This is a genomic window from Dietzia sp. KRD202, assembly GCF_017168155.1.
Taxonomy (GTDB): Bacteria; Actinomycetota; Actinomycetes; order Mycobacteriales; family Mycobacteriaceae; genus Dietzia; species Dietzia kunjamensis.
The window spans coordinates 355,140-381,415 of sequence record NZ_JABFAN010000005.1 but is presented as its reverse complement, the minus strand read 5'-3'; the positions used below and the strand labels follow the sequence as shown (position 1 = coordinate 381,415).

Below are 26,276 nucleotides of genomic sequence, written 5' to 3'. Positions count from 1 at the left end.
AGCAGACCGGACCGAGGAGCGACGATGTTCAGATTGTTGATGGCGAACTGCACGGTTTCCGACGAATCGGTGGGGGACGCGTGGTACTCCCGCCATCTCGACCGGGGGCCGGACAGCCGGCCGATGCCGGAGTTGCTCGAATGGCATCTCGGAGACGGTTTCGGGCTCCAGGTCTGGGCCGAACCGGATCGGGCAGGGCACTCGTCGGTGGTGATCGAGGTCGACGACCTGGACTCGGTGGTCGGTCGCCTCGTTGCGGCCGGGGTCGACAATCACGGTCCGCAACCCGGCGGCGGTCGGAGGATTCTCGTGGTGGAGGACCCCGAGGGCAACCGCGTCGTCTTCGCAGGAGACTAATCGCGCGCACGACGCGGGGCCGGGCGCCTGGTCAGAGGAGAGTGACTCGTCGGGACCGTTCCGCAGTGCGTCCCCCGCGGAAACGCTTCCCGGATGGGCATCTTCCTCGGAATACTCAACGGCGCGGCCGACCTGGCGACCGAGCCTCAACTCACCGAGGCGGAGCAGGCAGAGTTCATGGCGGCGTGGTCCCGGTGGGCGGAGGAGGCGGGCCCGGCGCTCGTGGATCCCGGACGTCCGCTGTACCGCAAGCGGCGCGTCACCAGCCAGGGTGTCGAGGTCTTCGAGGACGACAGGGTCGCCTACATGCTGCTCTCAGCGCCCTCGCACGAGTCGGCGGTCGACCTCGTGCGTGGGCACCCGTTTCTCGCGCTGTTCCCGGGCAACTCGATCGACGTCATCGAGTGCCCCGACGTCCCGTGACCGTCGACGGCCCCCAGCCGCTCGCCGTCGCCCCGGACCCGTGAGCGCTATGAGCCGGCTATGCGGGACGCGACCCGGCCAGGGCGTGGGGATACTCGGTGTCACGGCCCTGGAAGCTCAGGATTCTCGGGTTAACGATCACCCCGCCACGGATCTCGATGGCGCGGGAGATGGTGAGGTTCTCGTCCCACGCGGCGGGGCCCTCCATGACGGTGCGCAGGAACGGAAGTAGTGCCTCGCTGATCTCCCACGTCGCCGAGTTCCACAGGTAGGAGGGGCTGTGGTCGACGGCGTAGTAGTGCACCCCGTGGCCGACAGTGAACATCGGATCGTCGAACCCGGTGGGTTCGGCCCACTCGAACCCCATGCCTGCGTCGCACGAGACATCGATGATCAGACTGCCCGGGGCGAACCCCTCCAGGTCGCGGGTGCGCAGGTAGGTCATCGGCGCGTCCACGTCTTGGAGGGTGCAGTTGACGACGATGTCGTGTGCGGCGAGGAATACCGGGAGAGGGACGTCACCATCCTCGGTGGGCACCGTGCCGAGGTGGGCTGGACCGCCGCCGGTGTGGAGCTGGGTGATGTGAGCGCTGTGGATCGGTGAACCGACTGCCGTCGCCCCGCGCTGTGTGAGGACCTGGATGTCGTGGATCCCGTGGGCGCTCAGTGCGGTGACGGCTCCTCGGGCCGTCGCGCCGAAACCGATCACGACCGCGCTGCGACGGGGGCCGTAGTCTCCGGTGGTCCCCGTGAGACTCAGGGCGTGGATCACGGAGGAGTACCCGGCGAGCTCGTTGTTCTTGTGGAGCACGTGCAGGCTGAAGTCACCCTGCCGTGTCCAGTGGTTCATCGCCTCGAAGGCGATGAGGGTGAGTCGTCGATCGATCGCGGTCTGCGTCAGCTCGGTGTCCTGCACACAGTGGGGCCACCCCCAGAGGGTGCGACCGGCAGGGATCTCGTTCACGTCCGCCGCCTGGGGCTTGGGGAGCAGGAGGAGATCGGCGGCCTGGATGACTTCCGACCGCTCTGCGACCCTGCCCACCCTCGACTCCACGTACCCGGGTTCGAGCTGGAAGTCCGCAGCGTACCCGCGTTCGACGACCATCCGAGCCCGAACGTCCGGATCGATCCGATCCAGGTGATGCGGATGAAGGGGCAGGCGCCGCTCGTTCTCCATCGTGGAGGTCGCGAGGACTCCGAGCGTCAGGAGGGGTCGCGCCCCGGTCTCCGGGGAGTGTGGGGAGTCCTTCGGATCGGAGGGGAAACGGGACGGTTGAGCGGTGCCGGACATCCGGGCTCCCATCATCGGGGAACCGGGACCAGCTCCGACTTGAGTGTAGGCCGATACAGCACCGCACCCACCAGCCGACGGCCGGTGGGTGCGGTGTTGTGGGCCGGGTGGGTCAGGCGCGGGTGTCCTCGAGAGCGGCGTTGAGCGTCTCGCTCGGCCGCATCGCCTCCCTCAGCTTGTCGATGGCGGGCTGGAAGTAGCCGCCCAGCTCGACCGGGGTGCCCTGCACCGCGAGCAGCTCGTCGAGGATGGTGTCCCGGTCCGCGGTCAGCTTCTCCGCGAGCGGGCCGAAGTGTGCTGCCAGCTCCGCGTCGTCGGACTGCTCGGCCAGTTCCTGCGCCCAGTACATCGCGAGCCAGAACTGGCTCCCCCGGTTGTCCAGCTCACCGGTCGTGCGGGACGGCGACTTCCGGTTCTCCAGCAGCTTCCCGGTCGCCGTGTCGAGCGTTTTGGCCAGGATCGTGGCCTTGGGGTTGTCGTACTTCCGCCCGAGATCGTCCAGGCTCGCCCCTAGTGCGAGGAATTCACCGAGCGAGTCCCAGCGCAGGTGGTTCTCCTCGACCAACTGCTGGACGTGCTTCGGTGCCGAGCCGCCCGCACCGGTCTCGTACAGTCCACCGCCGGCCATCAGCGGGACGATGGACAGCATCTTGGCGCTGGTCCCGAGCTCGAGGATCGGGAACAGGTCGGTGAGGTAGTCGCGCAGGATGTTGCCGGTCACCGAGATGGTGTCCAGGCCCCGCCAGGCGCGCTCGAGCGTGTACCGCATGGCGCGCACCTGCGACATGATCTGGATGTCCAGACCCTCGGTGTCGTGCTCGGCGAGGTACTTGTTCACCAGGGTGATCAGGTTGTTCTCGTGGGGCCGGTACGGGTCCAGCCAGAACACCGCCGGCATCTCGGAGGCGCGGGCGCGGTCCACGGCCAGCTTCACCCAGTCGCGGATCGGCGCGTCCTTGACGGTACACATGCGCCAGATGTCACCGGCTTCGACATCCTGGGACAGCAGGACCTCGCCGGTGGCGGCGTCGACGATGTTGGCCACACCGTCGTACTGGACCTCGAAGGTCTTGTCGTGACTGCCGTACTCCTCGGCCTTCTGGGCCATGAGGCCGACGTTCGGCACAGTGCCCATCGTGGTCGGATCGAAGGCCCCGTTGGTCTTGCAGAAGTTGATGATCTCCTGGTAGATCCGCGCGAACGTGGACTCCGGGATGACGGCCTTGGTGTCCTTCTTGCGGCCGTCGGCGCCGTACATCTTCCCGCCGATGCGGATCATCGCGGGCATCGAGGCGTCGACGATGACATCCGAGGGGGAGTGGAAGTTGGTGATACCGCGCGCCGAGTCGACCATCGCCAGCTCCGGCCGCTGCTCGTGGCAGCGGTGGAGATCCTCGATGATCTCCTCCTTCTTGGAGCTGGGGAGATTCTCGATCTTGTTGTACAGGTCGGCCATGCCGTTGTTGACGTTGATGCCCAGCTCGTGGAACAGCTCCTCGTGCTTGGCGAAGGCATCCTTGTAGAAGACCCGCACGGCGTGGCCGAACACGATCGGGTGGCTCACCTTCATCATGGTGGCCTTGACGTGGAGCGAGAACATGACGCCGGTCTCCTTGGCGTCATTGAGCTGCTCCTCGTAGAAGTCCATGAGCGCCTTCTTGCTCATGTACATCGAGTCGACGACCTCGCCGGCCTCGAGCGGCACGGTCTTGAGCACGTGGGTCTCGCCGTCCGGGGTCACGACCTCCATGCGCGCGTCGCACGCGCGGTCGAGGATGATCGACTTCTCGCCCGCGTAGAAGTCGCCGTGTGTCATGTGGGCGACGTGGGTCTGTGAGGCCATCGACCACTTGCCCATGGAGTGCGGGTTGGCCCGGGCGTACTCCTTGACCGCCTTCGGGGCGCGGCGGTCCGAGTTGCCCTGGCGGAGCACCGGGTTGACGGCGCTGCCGAGGCAGCTGCCGTAGCGCTCGACGATCTCGACCTCGTCGGGGGTCTTGGGTTCGTACGGGTAGTCCGGGATGTCGTATCCCTTGGACTGGAGCTCGGCGATCGCGTTGGTCAGCTGGTTGACCGAGGCGCTGATGTTCGGGAGCTTGATGATGTTGGTGTGCGGGTCCTGGGTCATCCGGCCCAGTTCACCGAGGTTGTCCGGGACCTTCTGCTCATCGGTGAGCCGCTCGGGGAAGGCTGCCAGGATGCGAGCGGCCACCGAGATGTCGCTCGTCGTGACGTCGATGCCGGCCGCGTCGGCAAAGGTGCGCACGACCGGGAGGAACGCCTCCGTCGCCAGGCGCGGGGCCTCATCGGTGAGCGTGTAGATGATCGTCTGTCTGTCTGAGGTCATGGATGTCGACTCTTTTCGTCTCGTGGCTGAGCGAGTTCTTGTGGAACGGGGTCAATTCGCCGACTCCATCATCACCCGAGTCGGACACCTGTGCGCCGTTTCCCGGAGTCATCTACCCCGGTCGGGCGGACCCGGGGCCGGCCTGGGATGTCGCGGACGCCCGGGAGGCCTGCCCCTGCCGGCCGGCGGACCATGCCGACCACTGACGGGCGTAGATGCCGTCCCGCTCGATCAGCGCGGCGTGCGAGCCGCGTTCGACGATCGCGCCCCCGTCCATCACGAGGATCGTGTCGGCGCGTGAGGCCTGATCGAGGCGATGGGCGATGACCAGGGCCGAACGATCACGGGTGATCTCGTCGGCGGCGAGCTCGAGTGCCCCGGCACCCGCGGACCCGGCTTCCGCGGTGGCCTCGTCCATGACGATGACGGCAGGGTCGAGCAGCAGCACCCGGGCCAGCGCAAGCTGCTGGGCGGCGACGGGGTCGAGTTGGATGCCGCGTGCCCCCACCACGGTGTCGAGCCCGTCCGGCAGTCGGCGGAACCATGCGGTGGCATGGACGCGTTCGAGGACGAGACGCAGTTCCTCGTCGGTGGCGGCTGGTTTGGCCAGCGTCAGGTCCTGGCGCAGGGTGCCCGAGAAGACGTGGACCTCCTGGCTGACCGTGGCCAGGCGGGCGATGCGCTCGGAGTCGGACAGCGACGAGACCGGATGGCCGTCGACCAGGACCTCGCCGGCGTCGGGGACGAGCAGTCCGGCCACGAGCGCCGCGACGGTGGTCTTCCCCGCCCCGGACGCGCCGACGACCGCGACCGTCTCACCGGGCGAGATGGCGAAGTCGACGTCGCGCACGGCCCAGGACCCGCCGTAACTGAAGCCGACGCCGCGGAGTTCGACGCGACCCTGCGGCGCGTCCACTCCGCTGTCGGGTACGGACACGGGCGGGTCCACGACGACGCCCACGATGCGGGCGAGCGAGGCGTATCCCGACTGCACAACGTCCAGGATGCGCATGAAGGTGTTCAGCGGCCCCCGCAGTCGGATGATCATGAGGACAGCGCCCGTCACCGCGCCGACCGTCAGGGCTTCGGTGGCGACGAGGTGGTACCCGACCGCCAGCGCTATCGCCAGCATGAGGAACTCGCCGATGAGCATCCACACGTTCAGCACGAGCATGGTGGTCCGGGCCCGGATCCCCTTGCGGACCACGTCCCAGGACGCGTTCCCGGTCAGGGTGTGCATCCGGTCCTCGAGGGAGAACGCGCGCACCGTCGCGCGACCGCGGATGGCCTCGAGCACGCGCCGGGCCCGCTCGGCCATCGCGGCCCGCTCCGCGGCGTAGCGCTGCGGGGCCTTGGCCAGGTAGCGGCGTGCGGCGACGTAGTACAGAGGCGCGACGACGAGCGGGATGACGACGAACTGCCAGTCCAGTGCGAACAGGGCCATCACCGTGGCCACGACCGTCAGAACGGACGTGGACAGTGTCGGGACGGTTTCCGTGACCGCCGAGGACAGTTCGGCGACGTCGTCGGTGGACCGGCTGACCAGGTCTCCCGACCCGGCGTCCTCGACGCGGTGGGAGGGCAGCCCCAGTGCGGTGCCGACCATGTCCTGGCGCAGAGTGGCGATCACCCGCTCGGACAACCTGGCCACCAGATAGAAGCCGGCGGCACTCGACACCGCGCCGACGACGGCCGCGGCTAGCAACTGCGCACCGATATGCCACAGCGAACCCGAGGCCTGTCCGGAGACCAGGTCCACGATCCGCCCCATCAGCTGGGGGATGAGCACCCCCGCGTAGGCACCGAGGCTGAGCAGAACCACGGCCAGAGCCAGCCACCGCCTCGCATGGCGGACCCCACGCAACTGCCGGGCCACCTCGCGGCGGACCTCGCCCGCGGAGGCGACCGGGAACCTCAGGGCGCTGTCGGTCTTGACGGGGGGTGTCGGGATCGTCGTCGTCATCTCCCGGCCCCCACGAGCAGACCCTCCGCCGCCGCGCGGAGCCCGTCCACGGTCAGACGGGAATCGGCCACCGCGCTCCACGCGGGGGCCTGGCTGAACACCAGGGTCCTCCGGCCGGCCCGGTGACGGGCCACGTTGTCGGCGAGGTTCTGCTCGGTGACCGAGTCGACCGCGGTGGAGGGGTCCTGCAGAACGAGGACCTCCGGGTCCCAGGCGACGGCGCGGGCGAGGGCGACGCGTTGGCGCTGGCCTCCGGAGAGCATCCGCCCGCTCTCTCCGACGCGCTTGTCGGGGCCCTCGGGGATGTCGTCGCAGCAGGCCACGTCGAGCGCCCGCTCCGCTATGCCCCGGTCGGGGTGGACGTTGTCGGCCACGCTGCCGTCGAACAGGTCAGCGGCGTGCGGCGCGACCACCACCCGGGTGCGGGGCAGGGATTCGAGCAGGTGGACCAGATCGGGATCGGTGCCGTCGACGGCGATCAGACCGGACGGTAGGGCGTCGATGAAGTGCTGGGTCGTGGTGGCCCCGACGTCCGAGTGGCGTTCGAAGTCGGCGCCGAGAACTTCACGGATCCGCCTGCCCGACGCCTCGGCCGACGCCCAGCGGGAGGCGAGATTGCGGCCGAACATGGTCATCGGCACGACGAGGAACTGGGTCAGACCGACAACGGTGATGAGGTCGCCGATCGTGATACGACCCGCGAGCGCCAACGCACCGGCGGAGATGCCGAGCGTGGAGACGAAGAGGGCGCCCGCGGCCTCGGTGGCGCCGTTGAGGCGGGCCTCGGCGGCGTCGGCGTGGACCGTCTTGCGGTACGCGGTGCCGGAGACCTCGTCGTAGCGACCGCGGACGGTGACGATGGCGCCCAGTCCCTTGAGGATGCGCAGGCCCTGCACGACGTCCGTGGCGGTGGCGGCGGCCCTGGCGATCGCGTGTTGCCGCTCGACCGACCGCTCCTGCAGCGGGCGCGCCACCCACAGTGCCACCACCACCAGCAGCGGACCACCTACCAGCGTGGCGAGGCTCAGCCAGGGATTGATGGTGAACATCATCGCCGCGGCGTAGGTGATGGCGGCGGCCTCGGCGACCGGCATGACCGTCATCATGACGATGTCGCCGACCCGGGTGGTGTCCGAGGACGCGACGGACAGGAGGCCGCCGGCGGTGCGATCGCGACCGGCGAACCCGCGCGGATCCTGGATGCGGTCGGTGACCGCGGTCCGCAGGTCGTGGCTGACCAACTGCTGGCTCCGCACCAGCATGAAACGAGCGGTCCAGTTGGCGGCGATCGCCATGAGGAACACGCAACCCAGGATCGCGATCCAGAACCACAGCCGGTCGGCGGAGGACGCGGCGATCGCATCGTCGACGGCCCGTCCGACCACGACCGGGGTCAGTCCGTTGCACAGGAACGCCACGGCCATGGCACCGGAGGCGATGAAGCTCCACGGGCGCTGCGCCAGCGCGACCTTGAGCGTCCACCGAGGCGCGTCGACGGCGGGGAGTTTCGACCGGCGCCCGCCGGGTCCGGGAAGCGCCGCGTAGTCAACGATGCTGCCCATTCCCGGGGCCTGTGAGTTGTCGGGCACGAGGAGCGATGTTACCCGGCAGCAGCAGCACCGAGACTTCCGTTGCGAGCCGCGCGACCGCCGACGATCTCCACCCCGTCGAGATCGGCCACACCGAACGCGAGCAGGGCCTGCCCTGAGGCGTCCAGTTCGTCCTCGACCGTCCGTAGCCAGCCCCGGACCACCTTGCCCGGCAGCCGACGTCTGGCCGAGATGCCCACGACGAACCCGGGCACCGGGATCCGGGACAACACGGACATGGCCTCGCGCCGCGCGGCCGGGGCCGCCAGCCAGTGCGTGTCACCGACGAGGATCGGCGAGGGCAGACCGACGTCGTACTCGTCGCACGGCAGGATGAGCATCGTGTCGCGATGGCGGTCGCGGTGACCGATGAGCAGGTCGATGACGCCGGCGGCGAGCGGCGCGTCGTCGAGCGGGAGATCGGACCAGTTCTCTGGGAGTTGTTCGAATCGCATGGCCCTGAGTCTTCGGCACCCCGCCGCCCGGGAACAGGCCTGGTCAGGGATCCGTGGAATGGCCGTTCTCGCCTGTGGAGGGAGAGAGCCGGGGGATCCGGACGGCCGCCCGGGACGTCGTGAACGCGTGTGGCGGGACGATTCCGGGTGCGACCGACCGGGCTCAGGACTCGTGCCGGAACCCCACCTTGATGGTGACCTGCCAGTGGGTGACCTTGTCCGCGTCGAGTTTGCCGCGGACGGACTGCACTTCGAACCACTCGAGGTTCCGGAGCGTCCTGGACGCTTCCGCGACCGCGTTGGCGATGGCCTGGTCCGTGCCGTCGGGGGATGAGCCGACGATTTCGGTGATGCTGTAGACGTGATTCACGATGACCTCCTTTTCGTGTGACCCGAATCACTCTACGGTGGTCTGGTGGAGGGGTGCATCCCGTAGGGTCGGGGCACCAACGTCACCAGGAGGTCCCCATGACTGATGTCACCGAGCGCGCGAGCGAATTCGCTGAACGGCACGGATCCGGCGACCTGCTCGTCCTGCCGACGGTCTGGGACGTGTGGAGCGCCCGGATCGCGGTGGACGCGGGTTTCGGCGGCCTCACCGTGGGCAGCCATCCTGTCGCCGACTCCCTCGGCAGCGCCGATGGCGAAAACATGGATCTCACCGAGTACCTCGGTGTGGTCAAGCGGATCACCGACTCGGTCGACGTCCCGGTGAGCGTGGATATCGAGTCCGGGTACGGGCTGGAACCGCGTGAGTTGATCAACCGCCTGATCGAGGCGGGTGCGGTCGGCACCAACATCGAGGACGTGGTCCACGGTGAGGGCAAGCGCGTCCGTGAGCGGCAGGAGCACGCCGACTACATCGCCGGCGCCCGACGCGCGGCGGACGAGGCGGGGGTCCCGTTCGTCATCAACGGGCGTACGGACGCGGTCAAGCTCGGCACCGACGTGTTCGCGGACCCCCTGGAGGAGGCCGAGGCGCGCATCCGGCTGATGGAGGACGCCGGGGCGCGTTCGGTCTACCCGGTCGGGCTCTCGACCGCTGACCAGGTCGGGCGACTCGTGCAGGCGGTGACCATCCCGCTCAACGTCACCGCTCATCCGGTCAAGGGCAACGGCGCCGGTGACGCCTCCGCGCTGCGGGGCCTCGGGGTGCGACGGGTGTCGTTCGGCCCGCTGTGGCAGATGTGGCTCGCGGAGGTCTCGGCGAAACAGCTCGCCGAGTGGAGCCCTGTGAGCTGAGGCCTCACCGTGGCCGGGCGCTGGTCGACCGCCCCTCATCGCCGGACCTGGCGGACGGGAGCCACCCATGAACCCGCAGTATGACGACCTGACCATCGAGAGGGTGATCCGGGCATCGCGCCGGGCCGTCTGGGACGCCTGGACCACCCCGGCCGCGTTCGCGCAGTGGTGGATCCCCGATCCGTACCTCTGTCGGGTGGACCACTTCGCCCCGCACGCCGGCGGCGGCTTCATCACGTCGATGAGCGAGGACGGGTCGCACTTCTCGCCTCACATGGACGCCGCATTTCTGGTTGTCGACGAGTGCGAACGTCTGGTGTTCACCAATGCAGTGGACAGCACCCTGCGTCCGACGACTCCGGCACCGGTGGCCGTGACCGGAGAGGTGGCTCTGCTGGACCATCCGGACGGCACGACATACCGGATCACCGCGCGCCACGCGGACGAGGAGGGGCGCGCCACACATGACGAGCTCGGTTTGGTGGAGGGCTGGACCCTCGTCACGGGACAACTCGCGCGATTCGTGGAGTGAGGGGCCGACCACGCCTTGACGCCCCCGGGAATCGGCATACGATCGAGCGATGACGGTCGCGGACGGACCCGCATCGAGGGTGCGGGTCCACAACTTCTCGGTCTCGCTCGACGGGTTCGGAACCGGCGAGGGGCAGAGCCTCGAGGCGCCGTTCGGCCACGCCGACCACCGCCTCCTCGAGTGGGCCCTGCCCACGCGGACCTTCCAGGAGATGGGCTTCCACGACGCCCAGTCGCCCACGGTGGGCGTGGACGAGGCGTTCGCCAGCCGGTGGAACACCGGCGTGGGCGTGGAGATCATGGGCCGCAACAAGTTCGCCCCGTCGCGGGGGCCGTGGGACGAGCGGTGGCGCGGATGGTGGGGGGACGATCCGCCCTTCCACACCCCGGTGGTCGTGCTCACCCATCACCCGCGCCCGGTCCTCGAACTGGACGGCGGGAACAGCTTCCACTTCCTCGACGCCTCGCCCGCCGAGGCGCTGGACTACGCCCGCGGTCTGGCGGCGGGAGGCGACGTGAGGATCGGGGGCGGCACCACGACGATCCGGCAGTTCCTCGAAGCCGACCTCATCGATGAGATGCACGTCGCGGTGGTCCCGGTCCTCCTGGGCAGGGGCGAGCGGTTGTGGGACGGACTGGAGGGGCTCGAGGAGCGGTTCCACATCGAGGCCGCCGCGTCGCCCAGCGGCGTCATCCACCTGAGTTTCCGGCGCGACCGCTGACGGGGGCGTGGCGCAGGGTTCGCCGGGTGACGAACCGCCGCGGTGCGCCCGTGACGGGATCGGTGAACTCGAGTGCGCTGGCGAGCAACTGCAGCGGCAGGTGAGGGTCGTCGGGCGATTCGGGGAGTAGGTCGGGGTAACGCCGGTCACCGAGGATGGGGATGCCCAGCGCCGCGAGGTGCACCCGCAGTTGATGCGGCCGGCCGGTGCGCGGCCGAAGGATCGTGTGCAGCACTTGTCGGCCGGTGACACCGGGCCCGGCCGCGAGCACGTCGATGAGGGTCTCGGAGTTCGTCGGGAGTGAGGGGTCGACCGTGACGCGCAGGTCGCCGCGCCGGGAGCGGATGTGGGCCCGGTGGATGATCGGCAGCGGGCGGCCCCCGATCGTCGGGCCGCGAGGGTCCCATCCCCGCGGCCGTGCCGATACCGCCTCGTAGACCTTGGCGACCTCGCGTCGTTCGAACATCGACTGGTACGCGCCGCGGGTGTCGGGGCGGGCGGAGAACATCACCAGGCCCGCCGTCTCGCGGTCCAGCCGGTGGATCGGTGTCAGGGCGTCGTTGCCGAGGCGGGTTCGCAGCCTCACGAGTGCGGTCTCCCGGAGGAACCTCCCCGACGGGGTGGTGGGGAGGAAGTGCGGTTTGTCGACGACGACGAGGTGGTCGTCGCGGTACAAGATCTCCTCCCGGTACGGCAGAACTGTCTCCTCCGGCAGGTCGCGGTGGTACCAGACGAACTCGTGGGTGCCCAGTGGGGTGTCGAGGGCGATCGCCCGGCCGTCGGCACCGACGATCTCGCCGGCCTCGATCCGGCGGTGCAGTTCCCCCGGGTCGAGGTGGTCGAACCTGGCCACGAGGAACCCGGGGATACCCGCCCAGGGGCCGGTGGTCGGCACCCGCAACCGCGTGGGTCCCACGCCGTCCCTGACGGGCAGGGGCGGCTGCGTCGACATGCGGTCATCCTCCCACCCGCGTCGCCGTGGACGCGATCTCGTGCCGCCCCGCGACCGGTCCGCGCCGGCCTGCGCGCCGAATACAGTGGGAGAAACGATCCCGGCCATGTCCGATCGACGGCGAGAGCGGAGGACGTCCGACATGCCACCGCACGGCTCCGCATCCGCCCCGGACGCCGCGCGTCCGGGGCTGACGCCTGTCCTCGGCCGGGTCGGGGCGCCCGGGATCCACGTCATGAGTTGGAACATCCGTCGACCGGTCCCCGCCGCATTGACCCGTGCGGCCGACCGGTGGACCGCCCGGGCCCCGCGAGTGCGGGCGCTGCTGAGCGCCGAGCAGCCGACCGTGCTGTGCGCCCAGGAGGTGGTCGCCGAGCAGATCACGGACGTCCGCGACGGGCTCGGCCAGCGGTTCGACCACCTCGGTCGGGGTAGGGGAGCGAACGGCGGCGGCGAGGCCTGCCCGATCTTCTACGACACGACCAGGCTCGACCTGCTGGGGTGGGATCAGTCGGCGCTGTCGGACACCCCGGGCCGCCCCGGATCGATGTCCTGGGGCAACCTGTTCCCCCGGGTGCTCGTGTCGGCGCACTTCCGGGATCGCGACACCGGCCACGAGTTGCTGGTGGTCAACACCCACCTCGACCCACTGTCACGACGATCCCGCGTCCGTTCGGCCCGGGCGGTCCGCGATCTGGTGGCCGCGCGCGACGTACCGGCCGTCGTCGCGGGGGACCTCAACGCGGGCCCGTCCGATGCCGCGGTGCGAACCCTGCTCGCGGAGGGGGCACTGGTGGACAGCTGGGGCGCCGCGGAGAACCGGCGGACCGACCCGTGGGGCACGTACGCCGCGTACCGCGAGCCGCGCAGGGACGGCACCCGGATCGACTGGATACTTGCCACATCACGGGTTAGGGTCACCGACGCCGCGATCAACCCGCTGCGGTACGGCGGTGCTTGGCCGTCGGACCACCTGCCTGTGCAGGCCGTGGTCCGTCCGGACCCCGGGCGGGACGAGCCGCGAGACCCGGGACGAGACCAGGAAGGGGCCGGTGCGACGTGATCGACAACTTCCTCCGGCCCGCCGAGACCGGGGCGCAGCGAGTCGCGGACGCCCTGCGCCTCCTCGGTGTCCTCAGCGTCCTGCTGGCGCTGCTGTTCCACGAGCTCACCGATGCGGCCATCGTGGCATTCACGCTGCCGGCGCTCATGTTGCCCAGGTTCATCGGGATGCGCGCGTGGGCCGACATCTCCGTCTCGACCGCCCTGCTCGTGGCGGCGTGGAGCAACGTCGTCGACCTGTACCGGGTCCTGCGGTGGTGGGACGTGCCCGTCCACGTCGTCCTCGCAGGCTGGATGGCGGTGGTGGCCTATCTGTTTCTGGCGCACCGGGGGATCGTGCGGTCGCCTGACGCCCGCGGGTTCACCACCGCCGGGGGGATCGTGTTGACCACGGTGCTGGGGCTTGCGCTGGGCGCCCTGTGGGAGATGGTCGAGTGGTTCGGCTACGCCTTCCTCACCGACGACATCTACGTGACCTACGGGGACACCGTCGGCGACATGGCGGCAGGCGGACTGGGCGCCCTGGTCGCCGGCGTGCTCATGGCCCGTGGGCCTCAGCTACTGACGCCGACCGCCCTGCGGACGAGGGAGTCGTCCGAGACCACCTCGAGCAGGTAGGCCGGCCAGCACGACCTTCATCAGCAGCCGTAGCGGCAGCGGCAGCTGACTCCCGGAGTCACCGGCACCCAGGGAGGACTGCACCACGAGCCGTCGGGCCCCGGTGGTGGCCGTCAGCTTCACAGGTACCTCACCTCGTCGTCGTCTCCTCGGTCTCTTTGGTCTCCTCCGTCTCCGTGGTCGTCCCGGCGCGCACCAGCTCCGCCAGCAGCGGGAACAGCAGCACGGTGACCGCGCCCGCGGCCACCAGCACCGAGGAGATCCTGGCGGCCATGAGGCCGTTGTCCACGGCGACCTGAGTGACGGCGACGATGATCGGCAGGCCCGTCGCCGCGTAGAGGCCCACCCTGGCGCGCTCGCGCGTCGTGGTCAGGCCCGGGCTCGTGCGCAGGACGCGCTCGGACAGCCACACCCCGCCACCACGGATCACGAGCATGCTCGCCACCGCCGCCACCAGGATCCACGGCGCATCGGCGACCGCGGCCACGCTGATCGCCATCCCGGAGACCACGAAGAACACGGGGATGAACACGCTGTAACCGACGGTCTCCAGCTGGTGCGTGAGCACCTCGGCCAGGCCTCGGTCGGGGTCCTCGTCGCTCGCGCGGAGCTGGTCGGCGAGCACATCTACCAGCCGACGCAGGATGATGCCCGCAGCGAACGCACCCAGCACCACGTCCAGCCCGAAGACCGTGGCCACGACCATCATCGCGGTCAGCAGCAGCAGGACGGTGCGCATCGCGAGCTGGCTCGTCGTGGAGGTACCGCGAACCAGTGCCCGACCCAGGCCGCGCACCCGGAGCAGCCGGGCCGGCACCACCAGGACGACTAGCGCGGCCGCGAAGAACAGACCCACCGCCACCAGGGAGGAGCCGATGCTGCGGGTGCCGAGCAGGACGGCCATCACCAGGACCGGCCCCAACTCTCCGATGGCGCCGTGCGTAAGGACGGCCCTGCCGACCGGGGTGGTGTCGTGGCCCGCTCCCTTGAGGATCGGCAACAGGGTGCCGACCGCCGTGGACGTGAGCAACAGGCCGATCGCCACCGCGGTCTCCCACCGCCCCGACACCAGCCACCCCACGCCCGCGGCCAGGACCATGCTCACCAGCCATGTCCCGGCGGCGCGTCGACCACCCCGGCCCGTCACCGACGACACCTCCAGCTCGAACCCGGCCAGGAGGAACAGCATCCCCAGGCCCAGCTCGGCGAGCATCGCCACCCCGCCGCTCTCGACCGCCAGACCGAACCCGTTCGGACCGACCAGCATCCCGCCCACGAGGAGCACCACCACGCCGGGGACCAGCGACCGCGTCAGCGAGGACAGCAGCGGGGCGGCGAAGACGACCAGGACGACCCAGAACAGCGAGATCAGCTCGGTCGAGGAGGCTTCCGCGGCCAGCAGGGTCGTGGTCAACGCTCAGCCTTCCGCTCGACGGATGAGGGAGATCTTAGTCGAGTAGCCCCGGGTGCGGCGGGCAGGGGTCCGGCGGCGGAGACGGCGTGCGAGGGTGGAGGGCATGACCGACTCGCCGTGCACCCGCTCCGACGGCGACCCACGCGAATTGCCGGGATTCCGGCGCACCTACGCGCCCGGCCTCCTCACCCTGGGCCTGGGATTCCCGCTGCGGACCCGGGCCGACGGCGACGAGGTGGGCGACCCGGCCGTCCAGGCGCGGATCGCGCAGTCGGCCGAGGCCGGTGGCTTCGCCGCCCTCTACGCCCGTGACATCCCGCTGCGGGTACCGTCGTTCGGCGACGTCGGCCAGATCTACGACCCGTGGGTGTTCCTCACGCACATGGCCGCGCACACCTCGCGGATCGCGCTGGGCACCGCCGGCATCGTCCTGCCCGTCCGGCACCCGCTCCACGTCGCCAAATCCGCCACCAGCCTCGACCGGCTCTCCGGGGGGCGGTTCCTGCTGGGCCTGGCGTCGGGCGACAGGCCCGAGGAATTCCGGGCGTTCGGCCTCGAGCAGGGTGAGCGGGGCGAGCGGTTCCGTGGGAACCTGCGCGTGGTGACGCACGCGTGGACCACCGAGATGCGGGGGATCCGCTGGTCCGGTGGGTGGATGCACAGCGCGGACGTGGTGCCCAAGCCCAGCGCCGCGTCGGTGCCGACGATCATGGTCGGCTCGTGTCAGCAGAGCGTGGCGTACCTCGCCGCCCACGGCGACGGCTGGATGACCTACCCGCGGGACTTCGACGTCCAGCGGCGCACGGTCGAGCAGTGGCGGGAGATGGTGGTCGCCGCGGCCGGGGGAGCCGGGAGCGACGGCGCCGCGGCCGGGGGAGCCGGGAGCGACGGCGGTGGTGGGAACGAGAGCGGTGGGAACGACGACGAGGTGTTCAAACCCTTCGCACAGTCGCTCCGCATCGACCTGGCGGAGAACCCCGACGAGACCGCCTCCCCGATCGACTTCGGTTTCCGGATCGGTCGTCGGCGACTGGTCGACCACCTGGAGGACCTGCGGGGGATCGGTGTCAACCACGTACAGCTGGGGCTGGGGGCCTGCCGCCGACCCGTCCTCGAGGTGATCGCCGAGTTGGCCGAGTACGTCGTGCCCCGTTTCCCCGCGCTCGACTGAACGGGATCCCCGGCCCGGGTCTGCCACACTCGGGAGATCACTGCGCCGCCCGCCGCCCCGGGGGCGGTCGTGCCCGTCGACGAGGGAGGCCCTGTGGGGATCTCGATCCTGTGGTTCCGACGTGATCTGCGACTGACCGATCACCCCGCACTCCTCGAGGCCGTCGCCTCCGGGGACGAGGTCCTGCCGGTCTTCGTCCGGGACCCCGCGCTGCTGCGGCGGGCCGGTGTACGGGCGGGGCGGTTGGCGGCCTCCCTCGCCGCGCTCTCGGGGGACACGGGCGGTGCACTGGTCGTGCGGACCGGAGACCCCGCCGAGGTGATCGCGGGGCTCGCCCGCGAGGTCGGCGCCGGCCGCGTCCACATCAGCCGGGAATCCACCCCCTACGGACGATGTCGCGACGACCGCGTACGCGCCGCACTCGACGCCGACGGTCGCGAACTGGTGACCACCGGGTCTCCCTACGCCGTCGGTCCGGGCCGGGTCCTGGGCGGCAGCGGGGAGCCGTACAAGGTCTTCACACCGTTCTCCCGCGCCTGGCACGAGCACGGGTGGCCCCCGCCCGGCGAGCGGCCCGACCACATCCCGTGGACCACCGCGTCCGGGGAGGGCCCACCTGAGGTCCCGGCACGAGCGGGCGGGACCGCCGCAGCGGGGGAGGCCGCGGCTCTCACCCGGTGGCGGGAGTTCCTCCACGACGATCTTGAGGCATACGACGAGCAGCGGGACCGACCGGACCTCGACACCACCAGTCGGTTGTCCGCGTACCTGAAGTACGGCGAGATCCACCCGCGCACGATCCTGGCCGAACTCGCCGACCACCCGGCCGCGGGCGGGGAGGGAGCCCGCCGCTTCGTCACCGAACTCGCGTGGCGGGAGTTCTACGCCGACGTCCTGTGGCACCGGCCACGATCCGCGTGGCGCGACCTGCGCGACCCGCTCGCGGGCATGTCCTACGACAGCGGCCCCGGCGTGGAGGACCTCGTCGAGGCGTGGCGACAGGGCCGGACCGGGTACCCGTTCGTCGACGCAGGGATGCGGCAACTCCTCACCGAGGGGTGGATGCACAACCGGGTGCGGATGGTCACGGCCAGTTTCCTCGTCAAGGACCTCCACGTGTGGTGGCCGGTCGGGGCGCGGCACTTCCTCGACCACCTCGTCGACGGCGATCTCGCCTCCAACAACCACGGGTGGCAGTGGGTGGCCGGCACGGGAACCGACGCCTCCCCGTACTTCCGGGTGTTCAACCCGGTGACCCAGGGGCGGAGATTCGACCCCGACGGGGAGTACGTCCGGCGATGGGTGCCCGAACTCGCTCACCTGTCCGGGGCCGCCGCCCACGAGCCGTGGCGCGCCCCGGGCGGCTACGACGGCGGCTACCCGTCGCCGATCGTCGACCACGCCGAGGAACGCCGCGAGGCCCTACGTCGGTACGACCTGGCCAGGGACGCTGATCGCTGACCGGGCCGTGGGGCCGCCGGCCGTCACGGCCGATCCGGGCCCTGCCCGATCCTCGGCCTGCGGGAGGGTCCGAGGGCGCCGACCGCGGCGAGTGCCTAGGCTGGCCCCATGACCTCCGGCACCGACACCCCCCGCTCCGAGAACCCGACCACCGGCCGTGAGGCCGACATCAAGCCCCGAAGCCGCGACGTCACCGACGGCCTGGAGAAGACGGCCGCCCGCGGGATGCTGCGCGCCGTGGGGATGGGCGACGACGACTGGGTCAAGCCGCAGATCGGCGTCGCGTCGTCGTGGAACGAGATCACCCCGTGCAACCTCTCGCTCGACCGGCTGGCCAAAGCGGTCAAGGAGGGCACCCACGCAGGCGGCGGTTATCCGCTGGAGTTCGGGACGATCTCGGTCTCCGACGGGATCTCGATGGGACACGAGGGCATGCACTTCTCGCTGGTGTCGCGCGAGGTGATCGCCGACAGTGTCGAGACGGTGATGAGCGCCGAGCGGTTGGACGGCTCGGTCCTGCTCGCCGGGTGTGACAAGTCGCTGCCGGGCATGCTCATGGCCGCCGCCCGCCTCGACCTGGCGAGCGTCTTCCTCTACGCGGGGTCGACCCTGCCCGGGTTCGCGAGGCTCTCCGACGGGACCGAGAAGCAGGTCACGATCATCGACGCGTTCGAGGCCGTCGGGGCCTGTTCGCGGGGTCTGATGAGCCGCGAGGACGTCGACACCATCGAGCGCGCGATCTGCCCGGGCGAGGGCGCCTGCGGCGGCATGTACACCGCCAACACCATGGCCAGCGCGGCCGAGGCACTGGGCATGTCGCTGCCCGGGAGCGCGTCGCCGCCGGCCCCGGACCGTCGGCGTGACGACTACGCCAAGGCCAGCGGTGAGGCAGTGGTGGAACTCCTGCGCAAGGGCATCACCGCGCGCGACATCATGACCAAGGAGGCGTTCGAGAACGCGATCGCCGTGGTCATGGCCTTCGGCGGGTCCACCAACGCGGTGCTGCACCTGCTCGCGATCGCCAGCGAGGCCGAGGTCGAGCTCACCCTCGATGACTTCGCCCGCATCGGCGCCAAGGTCCCGCATCTGGCGGACGTCAAGCCGTTCGGCGCCCACGTCATGACCGACGTGGACAAGATCGGTGGCGTCCCCGTGGTCATGCGGGCCCTGCTCGACGCCGGTCTGCTCCACGGAGACTGCCTCACCGTCACCGGCCACACCGTCGCCGAGAACCTCGCCGACATCGCCCCGCCGGACCCGGACGGCAAGGTGCTGCGCGCCATGGGGGAGCCCATCCATCCGACCGGCGGCATCACCATTCTCCACGGATCGCTCGCCCCGGAGGGAGCCGTGGTCAAGTCCGCCGGCTTCGACTCCGACGTCTTCGAGGGCACCGCCCGGGTCTTCGAGCGGGAGCGCGCCGCGATGGACGCACTCGAGGACGGGACCATCACCGCGGGCGACGTGGTGGTGATCCGATACGAGGGCCCCAAGGGTGGCCCCGGCATGCGCGAGATGCTTGCCATCACCGGAGCGATCAAGGGCGCGGGTCTGGGCAAGGACGTGCTGCTGATGACCGACGGCCGGTTCTCCGGCGGAACCACAGGGTTGTGTGTGGGCCACGTCGCCCCGGAGGCCGTAGATGGTGGCCCGATCTCATTCGTCCGCGACGGTGACCGGATCCGACTCGACGTCTCGCAGGGCACCCTGGAGCTGCTCGTGGACGAGTCGGAGCTGCACGCCAGGCGCGAGGGCTGGGAGCCGCTCCCGCCGCGTTACACCCGCGGTGTCCTGGCCAAGTACTCCAAGTTGGTGCAGTCGGCGTCCACCGGGGCGATCTGCCGCTGACCGGGACGGCGTCGACGGGGGCGGTGCGGACCGTCGACGCCCGCGGGGGCGGTCTCGGGTGGGCCGAGGTCGTCCCCCGCGGGGGTCAGGCCTCCTCGCCGGCCCGGGGGTCGGGCTGGTGGAGACCGAACACATTGCCCTCGGTGTCGAGGAAATACCCCTGCCACGCCATGCCGGGGAGGGCGTGCTTCTCCAGGGCCACCTCGCCCCCGGCGGCCAGGATCCTGCCGGCGGTGACGTCGAAGTCCTCGCACCCCACAGTGAGCACGGCGCCCCGGACGGGGGAGCCGGGCTCCGGCGCGTCCCCCGGCCGGGCCATGATGGCCCCGTTGATGCCGGGGGCGTCCTCGGGTCCGGTGGTCACCCCGAAGTAGGGGCTCCCGGCGTACTCGCTCCAGTCCTCGAACGTCCAGCCCAGCGCGTCTCCGTAGAACGTGCAGGCCCGGGCCGGGTCGGAGGCGTGGATCTCGAAATGGACCGGTCGGGACATGGCGGTCTCCTCATCGGGTCGCGGGACCCCAGGATATCGCCGCGCGGAACCGTCCGGCAGTACTCAGTCCAGAACCGTGCCGTCATCGAGATGGGACAGCGACCCGCCCTCGGGGCGCTCGCCGGTGGCCAGGTACACGACCCGGTTGGCGATGCTCACGGTGTGGTCGCCGAAACGCTCGTAGTAACGGGCGAGTAGGGCCAGGTCCACGGCCGCCACCGAACCGTGCGGCCAGTCCTCGGCGGAGATCTGCTTCATGAGGTCCGCGTGGAGGCGGTCGACGGCGTCGTCCTCGGCGTCCAGGGTGCGGGCCCTGTCCGCGTCCTTCTCGACGAGCAGGGCGGTGAGCTCGCGGGCCATCCGACCGTCGTGCTGCGACAGTTCCCGGATGAGCGGGACGAGCGGGGCGGGCACCACGGACTGCGGGTGGCGCCGTCGGGCGACCCGGGCGATGTGGCCGGCCAGCGCGGCCATGCGGGTGAAGTGCTCGACGATGTAGATCCCCGAGACCACCTGACGTAGATCGCCGGCCACCGGGGACTCGAGCAGGAGGAGCTCGAACGCATGCTGCTCACTGGCCTCACGGAGATCCTCCAGTTCCGCGGCGCCGTCGATCACCTCGATGGCGGCGAGTTCGTCGCCGTCGAGCAGTGCCGCGGTGGCGCGGTCGAGCAGGCGGATGTTGGTCTCGCAGAAGCGAACCAGCTGGTCCGAGAATTCATCGAGCTTGGAATGGAAGACAGTGCGCATGACACGACTGTAGTGCCGGTGCGGTAACGGACGGCTTCCGTTCTCCCACTGTTCACCGCGCCGCCCTCCGGAAAGGGGGACCCGGCCCGGGAATGAATAGACAGAACGGTCCCCGACCATGGGCGCCAGCGGCTGGGAGCGCCTCACCCGGGTCGTCATCCCCGCGGTCCGGCCGGCGATCCTGGGCGGCATCCGCCTCGCGCTCGGGACGGCCTGGATAGTGTTGGTGCCCGCGGAGATGCTCGGTGTGCGGTCCGGCCTGGGTTATCAGATCCTCAACGCCCGCGACCAGTTGGCCTACGACCAGGTCATGGCGGTGATCCTCGTGATCGGCATCCTCGGATTCGCGCTGGATGGGCTGTCACGGCTGGTTCTGCGCGACCGCGCCGCGCGCTGACGCTCGCGGCTGGCCCCGGCGGTCGGTGGTCGCGCAGCGCCCGGATCAGTTCGTCGTTCCTCGTGACCGACCGGCCCTGTGCTGCGGTCTAGGCCCTGCGCAGCTCGGAACGCAGGTGGTGGGTGAGGGGCTGGCCGACCGCTGCCATGGCGAACGTGGTGGTGATCCGGTCGTCGACGGTCTCGTAGCGGCGGTGCGTGGTGTCGACCTGTTTTGCGCTCGCACTGTTGTGCACGCGTGAGTGGAACTCCAGCACCAGGGCGTCCGCCTCGGCGACGAGCGTCCCCTCGCAGAGTTCGGTTTGCCCGGTGGGCTGGGCCAGGACGAACTCGGCCGTACCGTCACCCGGGACCCGGAGGTACCCGGTCTCGGTGTGCATGGGGGATCCGGTGGGGCTCCACGTACGCTGCACGTAGTGCAGGAAGGGCTTGCCCACGTCGGTGAACGTGATCTCCTCGGTGTAGGTGAAGTCGTCGATCGTCGGGTACGAACCGGCCCCCTCGCCTCTCCAGGTGCCCAGCAGGGCGGCGACGGGGGTCAGGTTGGCGGCGGGCGTCGGGGCGGGATCCATGGCGCGAGACTAGGCCATCGGTGACGCCGGCCGCGCGGGGTCAGCCATCCCAGACCGGTTCGCCGTGCTCGTCGAGCCGCAGGCCCTCGCTCGGGCGGTGCTCGGTGACCTTGCCGGTGTGCATCAGGTGCCCCACGGGCAGTTCGTGGACCGTGGCGACGACGTCGGCGACGATCCGCCGATGGCAGCGCCACCACACCGACTCCGAGCACATGACCGCGACCTGTCGCGATCGGGCGTCGGCCACGACCCGATCCAGGGCGGCGCGGAATGCTGGGTCCCGGGTCCAGGCGCTGTAGGCGCGGAACGCCTCGACCCGCCACCAGGTGTCGGGGGAGGCCCGGCGCCGGTCGGCGGTGAGGCTGCGGCGGCCGCCGAGGTCCTCTTCCCAGCGGTAGTCGATCCCCGCCTCGCCGACGATCTCGGGCACCGCGCCCTTGGCAGCGGCGGAGTTCGCGCGGCTCCCGGGAAAGCGCCGGATGTCCACGAGGAGTTCGACGCCGGCGCCGGTGAGCAACCGTGCCAGCTCGTCGCGATCCAACCTGCCGTGCCCCACCGTGAACAGCATCAGTGGCCGGTGTCCTCTCCCGTCCTCTTTCGGGTCGCCCCGCCGTGGTCACCGCGCGCGACCCCGGCGTCGGTGCCGGCCCCGGCGTCGGAGTCGGAGTCGGCGTCCGCCCCGGCGTGCGACCCGGAGCTCCGTCGCGGGATCAGGTGCATGATCGCCACGACCACCGCGCCCACCGCGAGGCCGAAGACCAGTGCGCACGCCGTGTCGACGAGCCAGGCCAGTACCGCGCCGACGCCCGCGACGCCCGCCGCGGGCTCGGTCAGGACGTGTACGAGGTGGTACGGCGCCGTCACTCCGAGTTCGTCGAGCCCCACGAGGAGGATGTGGCCACCGACCCACAACATGGCCAGCATGCCGACGAAGGAGATCACCTCGAGCACCGTCGGCATGGCCTTGACCAGGCCGTGGCCGAACCGCTGCACACCCGGGGACTCCTTCCCCGCCAGGTGGAGGCCGACGTCGTCCATCTTCACGATCACCGCGACGACGCCGTAGACGAGCGCGGTGATGCCCAGCCCCACGACGACCAGGATGATCGCCCGGGACCAGAAGGACTCCGACGCGACCTCGTTGAGGGAGATCACCATGATCTCGGCGCTGAGGATGAAGTCGGTGGTCACGGCGCCGCGGACCATCTTCGCCTCGGCGTCCGGGCCCCGGTCCACGACGGGGGCGGCCTCCTCGTGGTGTCCGGAGACCCGCTCCCAAACCTTCTCCGCCCCCTCGAAGCAGAGGTAGAGCCCGCCCAGCATGAGGATCGGGGTGAGGATCCACGGCACGAACTGGCTGAGCAGGAGTGCGAAGACGATGATGATCGCCTTGTTGCCCAGTGACCCGATGGCGATCTTGCGGATCATGGGCAGTTCGCGGGACGGGTCGACGTCGCGGACGTACTGGGGGGTCACGGCGGTGTCGTCGACCACCACGCCGGCGGCCTTCACGCCGGCGCGGCCTGCGGCGGCGGCGACGTCGTCGGTACTGGCCGCTGCCATGCGCGCGAGCACCGCGACGTCATCGAGCAGGGCGGCGAGTCCACCGGCCATCACAGACCTCACTTCTCAACGGGCGGGGGGAACCCGCGGACGACAGGGCCGACCCCGGAGGGTCGGATCGTCACAGGGTAGCGCCGCGTCACTCGATCGCGTCGAGGACCCAGCGCAGTGAGGAGACACCGGCGCGTCCCAATGCCCGTCCGAGTCCGCTGGATCCGAGCGGCCCGTCGGGGAGTTCGAGCATCGTCCGGGCCCACCCCGGCAGCGCCGCGACGGCTCCCTCCCGCAGCAGCGCGTAGGCGGGCCTGTCGGTCAGTCCCATCGGTGGTCCGTCGAGCAGGAAGTGGCGCGCGTCGAGCGCGGCGGGCGAGGCCTCGAGCTCCGGCCGGTACTCCTCCAACGCCGCGTCGAGGTCGCGCACGGTGAGGGGCACCTCCCCGGCGCCCATCATGAGCCCGGTTCTCGAGGCCTGTCGTACGTAGTCGTCTCGTTCGGCCGGCGTCAGCGGCTCGCGCCCGTAGAGGCGGTGGCATTCGAGGAAGCTCCAGATCTCGGCGACGTGGACCCAGCGCAGGAGGTGGGGGTCGCGGGCGTCGTAGGGGCGCCCCCGGTAGTCGGTGCCCAATACCGCGCGGTGCGCACCGTTGATCTCCCGGATGAGCCGGGAGGCGTCGGTGATCGTGCCGAAGGTCGTGGTGGCGATGAACTGCGAGGTGCGCTGGAGGCGCCCCCACGGGTCGCCGCGGTAGTCGCTGTGGTCGGCCACCCCGGCCATGGCCAGCGGGTGCAGGGACTGTAGGAGGAGTGCGGTGAGTCCGCCGGCGAACATGGAGGCGTCTCCGTTGACGCGGCAGATGGCGTCGTCGGGGGAGTTCCAGCGTTCGCCCTCGGAGTGCCAGATCTGCTGGCGTCTCGCGTCGGCGTCGTCACCCGCCACCCGGGAACGGACCACTAGGCCCACCCTGCGGCGGGCGCCGGTCAGGGCGCGGGACGCGGTCGTCGTCACCGTTGCCATGGTGGACACCCCCATCACGTGACGTGGTCGTCCGTGTCACCATACCCCTGGTACGGACGGGCCGCGCGGTATCGTCGCGACTGATGACCACGACGTCGACGTCCCTGTCCGGCCGCTCCCGTGTGCGCGGGGTGGCGGGCGTCGCCGCGGTCCTGGCCACGCTGGTCGCCATCAATCTCACCGCCAACCTGGCCGGTCTGCCCTTCCGCGAGTGGATCGTGCCGCTGGCCGTTCTCGTGCTGGTCGTGGTCGCCAAGGCGCGGTGGATGCGGTGGTCGGACCTGGGGCTGGCGGCGCGGCACATGCCCCGCGGGCTGGCGTACGGTCTCGCGGCGACGGTGCTGGTGGCGGCCGTGGTCACGGCCGGGTGCCTGATCCCGGCGACGAGCCCGTTCTTCCTGTCCGAGCGCTACTCGGACCTGCGCATGGCGGTGTTCTCGGCGCTCGTGCTGATCCCCCTGATGACGGTCCTGCCCGAGGAGCTCGCGTTCCGCGGGGTCCTGCAGGGGGCGCTCGAGCGGACCTTCGGCACCACGGGCGTGTTCGTGATCGGGTCATCGGCGTTCGGACTGTGGCACGTCACGTCGTCTCTCGGGCTCACGGCCGGCAACGCCGGCCTCGCACAGGTCTTCGGTACCGGTCTGGCGGGTCAGCTCGCGGGGATCGGCCTGGCGGTGACCGCGACCTCGGTGGCCGGGGCCGGGTTCATCTGGATCCGTCGCCGCAGCAGCAGCCTCCTGGCCCCGATCGGGTTGCACTGGGCGTTCAACGCCGTCGGGGCGCTCGCCGGAGCGCTCACGTGGCGCGCACTGGCCGGCTGATCACCGCCCACGTCGCCGCGACGACCAGGACGGCGCACGCCCCCATCACGACGAGCAGCGGGATCGCCGAGTGCGGTCCGGCGAGTCCGGTGAGCGGGGAGACCACGGCGGCGAGTCCGAACTGGGCGGCGCCGAGGAGCGCCGATCCGGAGCCCGAGCGGCCCCGGGTGGCCTGCATGGACAGTGCCGCGGCGTTGGGCAGGACCAACCCGACGGACAGGGTGAGCAGGACGAACCCCACGGTGACCGGTGCCAACCCCAGGGTGCCGGCGGGGGAGAGGGCGACGACGACGACGACGAGGTGGACGATCGCCGTCACCATGCCCACCACGCCGGTGCGCATGATCTTCTCCGGGGCGAACCGGCCGATCAGCCGGGCGCCCGCGAGGTTCGAGACCAGGATCCCCAGCGCGTTGACGGTGAACGCCACCGAGTACGCGGTGGGGGACAGGCCCACCATGTCCTGGTAGATGAACGGGCTGGCGGAGATGTAGGCGAACAGGACGCCGAAGGTGAACACGAACACCGACACGCGCGCGATGAACGGGCCGTGGGTGGCCACGCCCCGCATGTCCGACACGGTGGACAGCACGCTCCCGGTACGGCGGGACGCGGCCGGGAGCGACTCGGGCACCGCGACGAGGACCCCGACGACCGTGATGGCGGACAGGCCGGCCAGTAGCCAGAACACGCTCCGCCAGCCGCCGAACGGCACGACCGCGCCGCCGATGAGCGGTGCGATGACCGGGGCGACGGACTGGATCGCCATGAGGGTGGCGAACGCCTTGGCCACGCCCGCACCGCGCCCGACGTCCACCACGACGGCCTTGCTCAGGACGATCCCGGCCGCACCGGCGAAGCCCTGCGCGACGCGTCCGAGCACCAGGATCCAGATGGACGGGGCCAGCGCGCACACCACGGCGGCGATCGCCGTGCCCACCGAGCCCAGGATGAGCAGCGTCCGCCGCCCCACCCGGTCCGAGAGCGGTCCGATCAATAGTTGCCCCACCGCCAGCGAGACCATGAACGCGGTGAGAGTGAGCTGGGCGGTGGAGGCCGTGATCTCGAACTCCTCGACGATCAGCGGCAGCGCGGGCAGGTAGGTGTCGGTGGCGAACGGCCCGATCGCCCCGGTCAGCGCGAGCGCGAGGAGCATCGTGGCGGGCACCGACGCGGTGGGTGTGGGTGTGGGGATCGGCGGCGCGGTGGGCGGTGCGGTGGGT

General features: G+C 70.6%; 26 protein-coding genes and 1 pseudogene. 12 read left to right on the top strand and 15 right to left on the bottom strand.

Annotated features, from left to right (window positions below; translation table 11 throughout):
* The first annotated feature begins 24 nt into the window (after positions 1-24).
* Positions 25-357, top strand: coding sequence for a VOC family protein (locus tag J1M64_RS02560; RefSeq protein ID WP_206472484.1), 333 nt, complete (start codon positions 25-27; stop codon positions 355-357).
* A gap of 93 nt (positions 358-450) precedes the next feature.
* Entirely contained in the window at positions 451-780 is a 330-nt protein-coding gene (locus J1M64_RS02555; RefSeq protein WP_206472482.1) for a hypothetical protein, read from the top strand.
* Positions 781-838: 58 nt separating this feature from the next.
* On the opposite strand, the gene J1M64_RS02550 is transcribed toward J1M64_RS02555, so the two are convergent.
* The 6 genes from J1M64_RS02550 to J1M64_RS02525 all read right to left on the bottom strand — a co-directional run bounded on the left by J1M64_RS02550 (position 839) and on the right by J1M64_RS02525 (position 8,795).
* Complete coding sequence (locus tag J1M64_RS02550; protein WP_241261035.1) at positions 839-1,957, bottom strand: N(5)-(carboxyethyl)ornithine synthase; 1,119 nt, start codon at positions 1,955-1,957, stop codon at positions 839-841.
* A gap of 226 nt (positions 1,958-2,183) precedes the next feature.
* Positions 2,184-4,418, bottom strand: a complete 2,235-nt coding sequence (locus tag J1M64_RS02545) for an NADP-dependent isocitrate dehydrogenase (protein WP_069390307.1) — start codon at positions 4,416-4,418, stop codon at positions 2,184-2,186.
* Positions 4,419-4,530: 112 nt separating this feature from the next.
* Positions 4,531-6,381 (bottom strand): ABC transporter ATP-binding protein, encoded by a 1,851-nt coding sequence (locus J1M64_RS02540; RefSeq protein ID WP_241260948.1) that lies wholly within the window; start codon positions 6,379-6,381, stop codon positions 4,531-4,533.
* Positions 6,378-7,943 (bottom strand): ABC transporter ATP-binding protein, encoded by a 1,566-nt coding sequence (locus J1M64_RS02535; RefSeq protein WP_206472678.1) that lies wholly within the window; start codon positions 7,941-7,943, stop codon positions 6,378-6,380. The genes J1M64_RS02540 and J1M64_RS02535 overlap by 4 nt, the downstream gene beginning before the upstream one ends.
* A 38-nt stretch (positions 7,944-7,981) precedes the next feature.
* Positions 7,982-8,425, bottom strand: coding sequence for a hypothetical protein (locus J1M64_RS02530; protein WP_069390305.1), 444 nt, complete (start codon positions 8,423-8,425; stop codon positions 7,982-7,984).
* A gap of 163 nt (positions 8,426-8,588) precedes the next feature.
* Entirely contained in the window at positions 8,589-8,795 is a 207-nt protein-coding gene (locus J1M64_RS02525; RefSeq protein ID WP_069390304.1) for a dodecin, read from the bottom strand.
* A 98-nt stretch (positions 8,796-8,893) separates the two neighbouring features.
* On the opposite strand from J1M64_RS02525, the gene J1M64_RS02520 reads away from it, so the two are divergent.
* From J1M64_RS02520 to J1M64_RS02510, 3 genes are all read left to right on the top strand, one after another.
* On the top strand, positions 8,894-9,667 hold the full coding sequence (locus tag J1M64_RS02520; protein ID WP_206472479.1) for an isocitrate lyase/phosphoenolpyruvate mutase family protein: 774 nt from the start codon (positions 8,894-8,896) through the stop codon (positions 9,665-9,667).
* A gap of 67 nt (positions 9,668-9,734) precedes the next feature.
* Entirely contained in the window at positions 9,735-10,199 is a 465-nt protein-coding gene (locus J1M64_RS02515) for an SRPBCC domain-containing protein (protein ID WP_206472477.1), read from the top strand.
* A 49-nt stretch (positions 10,200-10,248) separates the two neighbouring features.
* Complete coding sequence (locus J1M64_RS02510) at positions 10,249-10,920, top strand: dihydrofolate reductase family protein (protein ID WP_154827972.1); 672 nt, start codon at positions 10,249-10,251, stop codon at positions 10,918-10,920.
* Here the strand turns inward: J1M64_RS02510 and J1M64_RS02505 are convergent.
* Entirely contained in the window at positions 10,889-11,872 is a 984-nt protein-coding gene (locus J1M64_RS02505) for a pseudouridine synthase (protein ID WP_154827970.1), read from the bottom strand. The genes J1M64_RS02510 and J1M64_RS02505 overlap by 32 nt on opposite strands.
* A 142-nt stretch (positions 11,873-12,014) precedes the next feature.
* Between J1M64_RS02505 and J1M64_RS02500 the strand changes: the two genes are divergently transcribed.
* Both J1M64_RS02500 and J1M64_RS02495 read left to right on the top strand, forming a co-directional pair.
* A complete protein-coding gene (locus J1M64_RS02500; RefSeq protein WP_206472475.1) occupies positions 12,015-12,935 on the top strand; it encodes an endonuclease/exonuclease/phosphatase family protein in 921 nt (306 codons plus the stop codon).
* A complete protein-coding gene (locus tag J1M64_RS02495; RefSeq protein ID WP_206472473.1) occupies positions 12,932-13,552 on the top strand; it encodes a hypothetical protein in 621 nt (206 codons plus the stop codon). The genes J1M64_RS02500 and J1M64_RS02495 overlap by 4 nt, the downstream gene beginning before the upstream one ends.
* 130 nt (positions 13,553-13,682) lie before the next feature.
* On the opposite strand, the gene J1M64_RS02490 is transcribed toward J1M64_RS02495, so the two are convergent.
* Entirely contained in the window at positions 13,683-14,966 is a 1,284-nt protein-coding gene (locus J1M64_RS02490; protein WP_206472471.1) for a cation:proton antiporter, read from the bottom strand.
* A gap of 103 nt (positions 14,967-15,069) precedes the next feature.
* On the opposite strand from J1M64_RS02490, the gene J1M64_RS02485 reads away from it, so the two are divergent.
* The 3 genes from J1M64_RS02485 (at position 15,070) to ilvD (ending at position 19,446) form a co-directional block, all read left to right on the top strand.
* On the top strand, positions 15,070-16,137 hold the full coding sequence (locus tag J1M64_RS02485) for an LLM class oxidoreductase (RefSeq protein WP_206472469.1): 1,068 nt from the start codon (positions 15,070-15,072) through the stop codon (positions 16,135-16,137).
* A 99-nt stretch (positions 16,138-16,236) separates the two neighbouring features.
* Entirely contained in the window at positions 16,237-17,598 is a 1,362-nt protein-coding gene (locus J1M64_RS02480) for a deoxyribodipyrimidine photo-lyase (protein ID WP_206472676.1), read from the top strand.
* A 108-nt stretch (positions 17,599-17,706) separates the two neighbouring features.
* Positions 17,707-19,446 carry a dihydroxy-acid dehydratase gene (ilvD, locus tag J1M64_RS02475; RefSeq protein WP_206472467.1) on the top strand — a complete coding sequence of 580 codons (1,740 nt, stop codon included), beginning with the start codon at positions 17,707-17,709 and terminating at the stop codon, positions 19,444-19,446.
* Between the two features lie 85 nt (positions 19,447-19,531).
* On the opposite strand, the gene J1M64_RS02470 is transcribed toward ilvD, so the two are convergent.
* Together J1M64_RS02470 and J1M64_RS02465 are read right to left on the bottom strand one after the other, a co-directional pair.
* Positions 19,532-19,936: a VOC family protein gene (locus J1M64_RS02470; protein ID WP_132063417.1), complete on the bottom strand. Its 405-nt coding sequence runs from the start codon at positions 19,934-19,936 to the stop codon at positions 19,532-19,534.
* A gap of 63 nt (positions 19,937-19,999) precedes the next feature.
* Entirely contained in the window at positions 20,000-20,686 is a 687-nt protein-coding gene (locus tag J1M64_RS02465) for a PhoU domain-containing protein (RefSeq protein ID WP_067718518.1), read from the bottom strand.
* A 124-nt stretch (positions 20,687-20,810) separates the two neighbouring features.
* Here J1M64_RS02465 and J1M64_RS02460 point away from each other — a divergent pair.
* A pseudogene (locus J1M64_RS02460) lies at positions 20,811-21,083 on the top strand (ABC transporter permease); the annotation flags it as partial.
* A gap of 88 nt (positions 21,084-21,171) precedes the next feature.
* On the opposite strand, the gene J1M64_RS02455 reads toward J1M64_RS02460, so the two are convergent.
* From J1M64_RS02455 to J1M64_RS02440, 4 genes are all read right to left on the bottom strand, one after another.
* Positions 21,172-21,654 carry an FABP family protein gene (locus J1M64_RS02455; protein ID WP_206472465.1) on the bottom strand — a complete coding sequence of 161 codons (483 nt, stop codon included), beginning with the start codon at positions 21,652-21,654 and terminating at the stop codon, positions 21,172-21,174.
* 40 nt (positions 21,655-21,694) lie between these two features.
* Positions 21,695-22,222 (bottom strand): DUF488 family protein, encoded by a 528-nt coding sequence (locus tag J1M64_RS02450; protein WP_206472462.1) that lies wholly within the window; start codon positions 22,220-22,222, stop codon positions 21,695-21,697.
* A complete protein-coding gene (locus tag J1M64_RS02445) occupies positions 22,222-23,268 on the bottom strand; it encodes a DUF808 domain-containing protein (RefSeq protein ID WP_241260947.1) in 1,047 nt (348 codons plus the stop codon). Before J1M64_RS02445 ends, J1M64_RS02450 begins: the two co-directional genes overlap by 1 nt.
* 88 nt (positions 23,269-23,356) lie before the next feature.
* A complete protein-coding gene (locus J1M64_RS02440) occupies positions 23,357-24,232 on the bottom strand; it encodes an oxygenase MpaB family protein (RefSeq protein ID WP_206472674.1) in 876 nt (291 codons plus the stop codon).
* A gap of 83 nt (positions 24,233-24,315) precedes the next feature.
* Between J1M64_RS02440 and J1M64_RS02435 the strand changes: the two genes are divergently transcribed.
* Positions 24,316-25,053: a CPBP family intramembrane glutamic endopeptidase gene (locus tag J1M64_RS02435; RefSeq protein WP_206472459.1), complete on the top strand. Its 738-nt coding sequence runs from the start codon at positions 24,316-24,318 to the stop codon at positions 25,051-25,053.
* Here the strand turns inward: J1M64_RS02435 and J1M64_RS02430 are convergent.
* Positions 25,028-26,276: multidrug effflux MFS transporter (locus tag J1M64_RS02430; RefSeq protein ID WP_307872347.1), on the bottom strand; the 1,249-nt coding region annotated here is incomplete at its 5' end. The genes J1M64_RS02435 and J1M64_RS02430 overlap by 26 nt on opposite strands.

Coding starts and splice junctions, on each gene's coding strand:
- J1M64_RS02560 (WP_206472484.1), top strand. CDS start 25: ATGTTCAGATTGTTGATGGCGAACTGCACGGTTTCCGACGAATCGGTG.
- J1M64_RS02535 (WP_206472678.1), bottom strand. CDS start 7,943: ATGGGCAGCATCGTTGACTACGCGGCGCTTCCCGGACCCGGCGGGCGC.
- J1M64_RS02520 (WP_206472479.1), top strand. CDS start 8,894: ATGACTGATGTCACCGAGCGCGCGAGCGAATTCGCTGAACGGCACGGA.
- J1M64_RS02555 (WP_206472482.1), top strand. CDS start 451: ATGGGCATCTTCCTCGGAATACTCAACGGCGCGGCCGACCTGGCGACC.
- J1M64_RS02440 (WP_206472674.1), bottom strand. CDS start 24,232: ATGGCAACGGTGACGACGACCGCGTCCCGCGCCCTGACCGGCGCCCGC.
- ilvD (WP_206472467.1), top strand. CDS start 17,707: ATGACCTCCGGCACCGACACCCCCCGCTCCGAGAACCCGACCACCGGC.
- J1M64_RS02445 (WP_241260947.1), bottom strand. CDS start 23,268: ATGGCCGGTGGACTCGCCGCCCTGCTCGATGACGTCGCGGTGCTCGCG.
- J1M64_RS02500 (WP_206472475.1), top strand. CDS start 12,015: ATGCCACCGCACGGCTCCGCATCCGCCCCGGACGCCGCGCGTCCGGGG.
- J1M64_RS02530 (WP_069390305.1), bottom strand. CDS start 8,425: ATGCGATTCGAACAACTCCCAGAGAACTGGTCCGATCTCCCGCTCGAC.
- J1M64_RS02540 (WP_241260948.1), bottom strand. CDS start 6,381: ATGACGACGACGATCCCGACACCCCCCGTCAAGACCGACAGCGCCCTG.
- J1M64_RS02505 (WP_154827970.1), bottom strand. CDS start 11,872: ATGTCGACGCAGCCGCCCCTGCCCGTCAGGGACGGCGTGGGACCCACG.
- J1M64_RS02510 (WP_154827972.1), top strand. CDS start 10,249: ATGACGGTCGCGGACGGACCCGCATCGAGGGTGCGGGTCCACAACTTC.
- J1M64_RS02435 (WP_206472459.1), top strand. CDS start 24,316: ATGACCACGACGTCGACGTCCCTGTCCGGCCGCTCCCGTGTGCGCGGG.
- J1M64_RS02470 (WP_132063417.1), bottom strand. CDS start 19,936: ATGTCCCGACCGGTCCATTTCGAGATCCACGCCTCCGACCCGGCCCGG.
- J1M64_RS02515 (WP_206472477.1), top strand. CDS start 9,735: ATGAACCCGCAGTATGACGACCTGACCATCGAGAGGGTGATCCGGGCA.
- J1M64_RS02485 (WP_206472469.1), top strand. CDS start 15,070: ATGACCGACTCGCCGTGCACCCGCTCCGACGGCGACCCACGCGAATTG.
- J1M64_RS02455 (WP_206472465.1), bottom strand. CDS start 21,654: ATGGATCCCGCCCCGACGCCCGCCGCCAACCTGACCCCCGTCGCCGCC.
- J1M64_RS02545 (WP_069390307.1), bottom strand. CDS start 4,418: ATGACCTCAGACAGACAGACGATCATCTACACGCTCACCGATGAGGCC.
- J1M64_RS02550 (WP_241261035.1), bottom strand. CDS start 1,957: ATGGAGAACGAGCGGCGCCTGCCCCTTCATCCGCATCACCTGGATCGG.
- J1M64_RS02465 (WP_067718518.1), bottom strand. CDS start 20,686: ATGCGCACTGTCTTCCATTCCAAGCTCGATGAATTCTCGGACCAGCTG.
- J1M64_RS02450 (WP_206472462.1), bottom strand. CDS start 22,222: ATGCTGTTCACGGTGGGGCACGGCAGGTTGGATCGCGACGAGCTGGCA.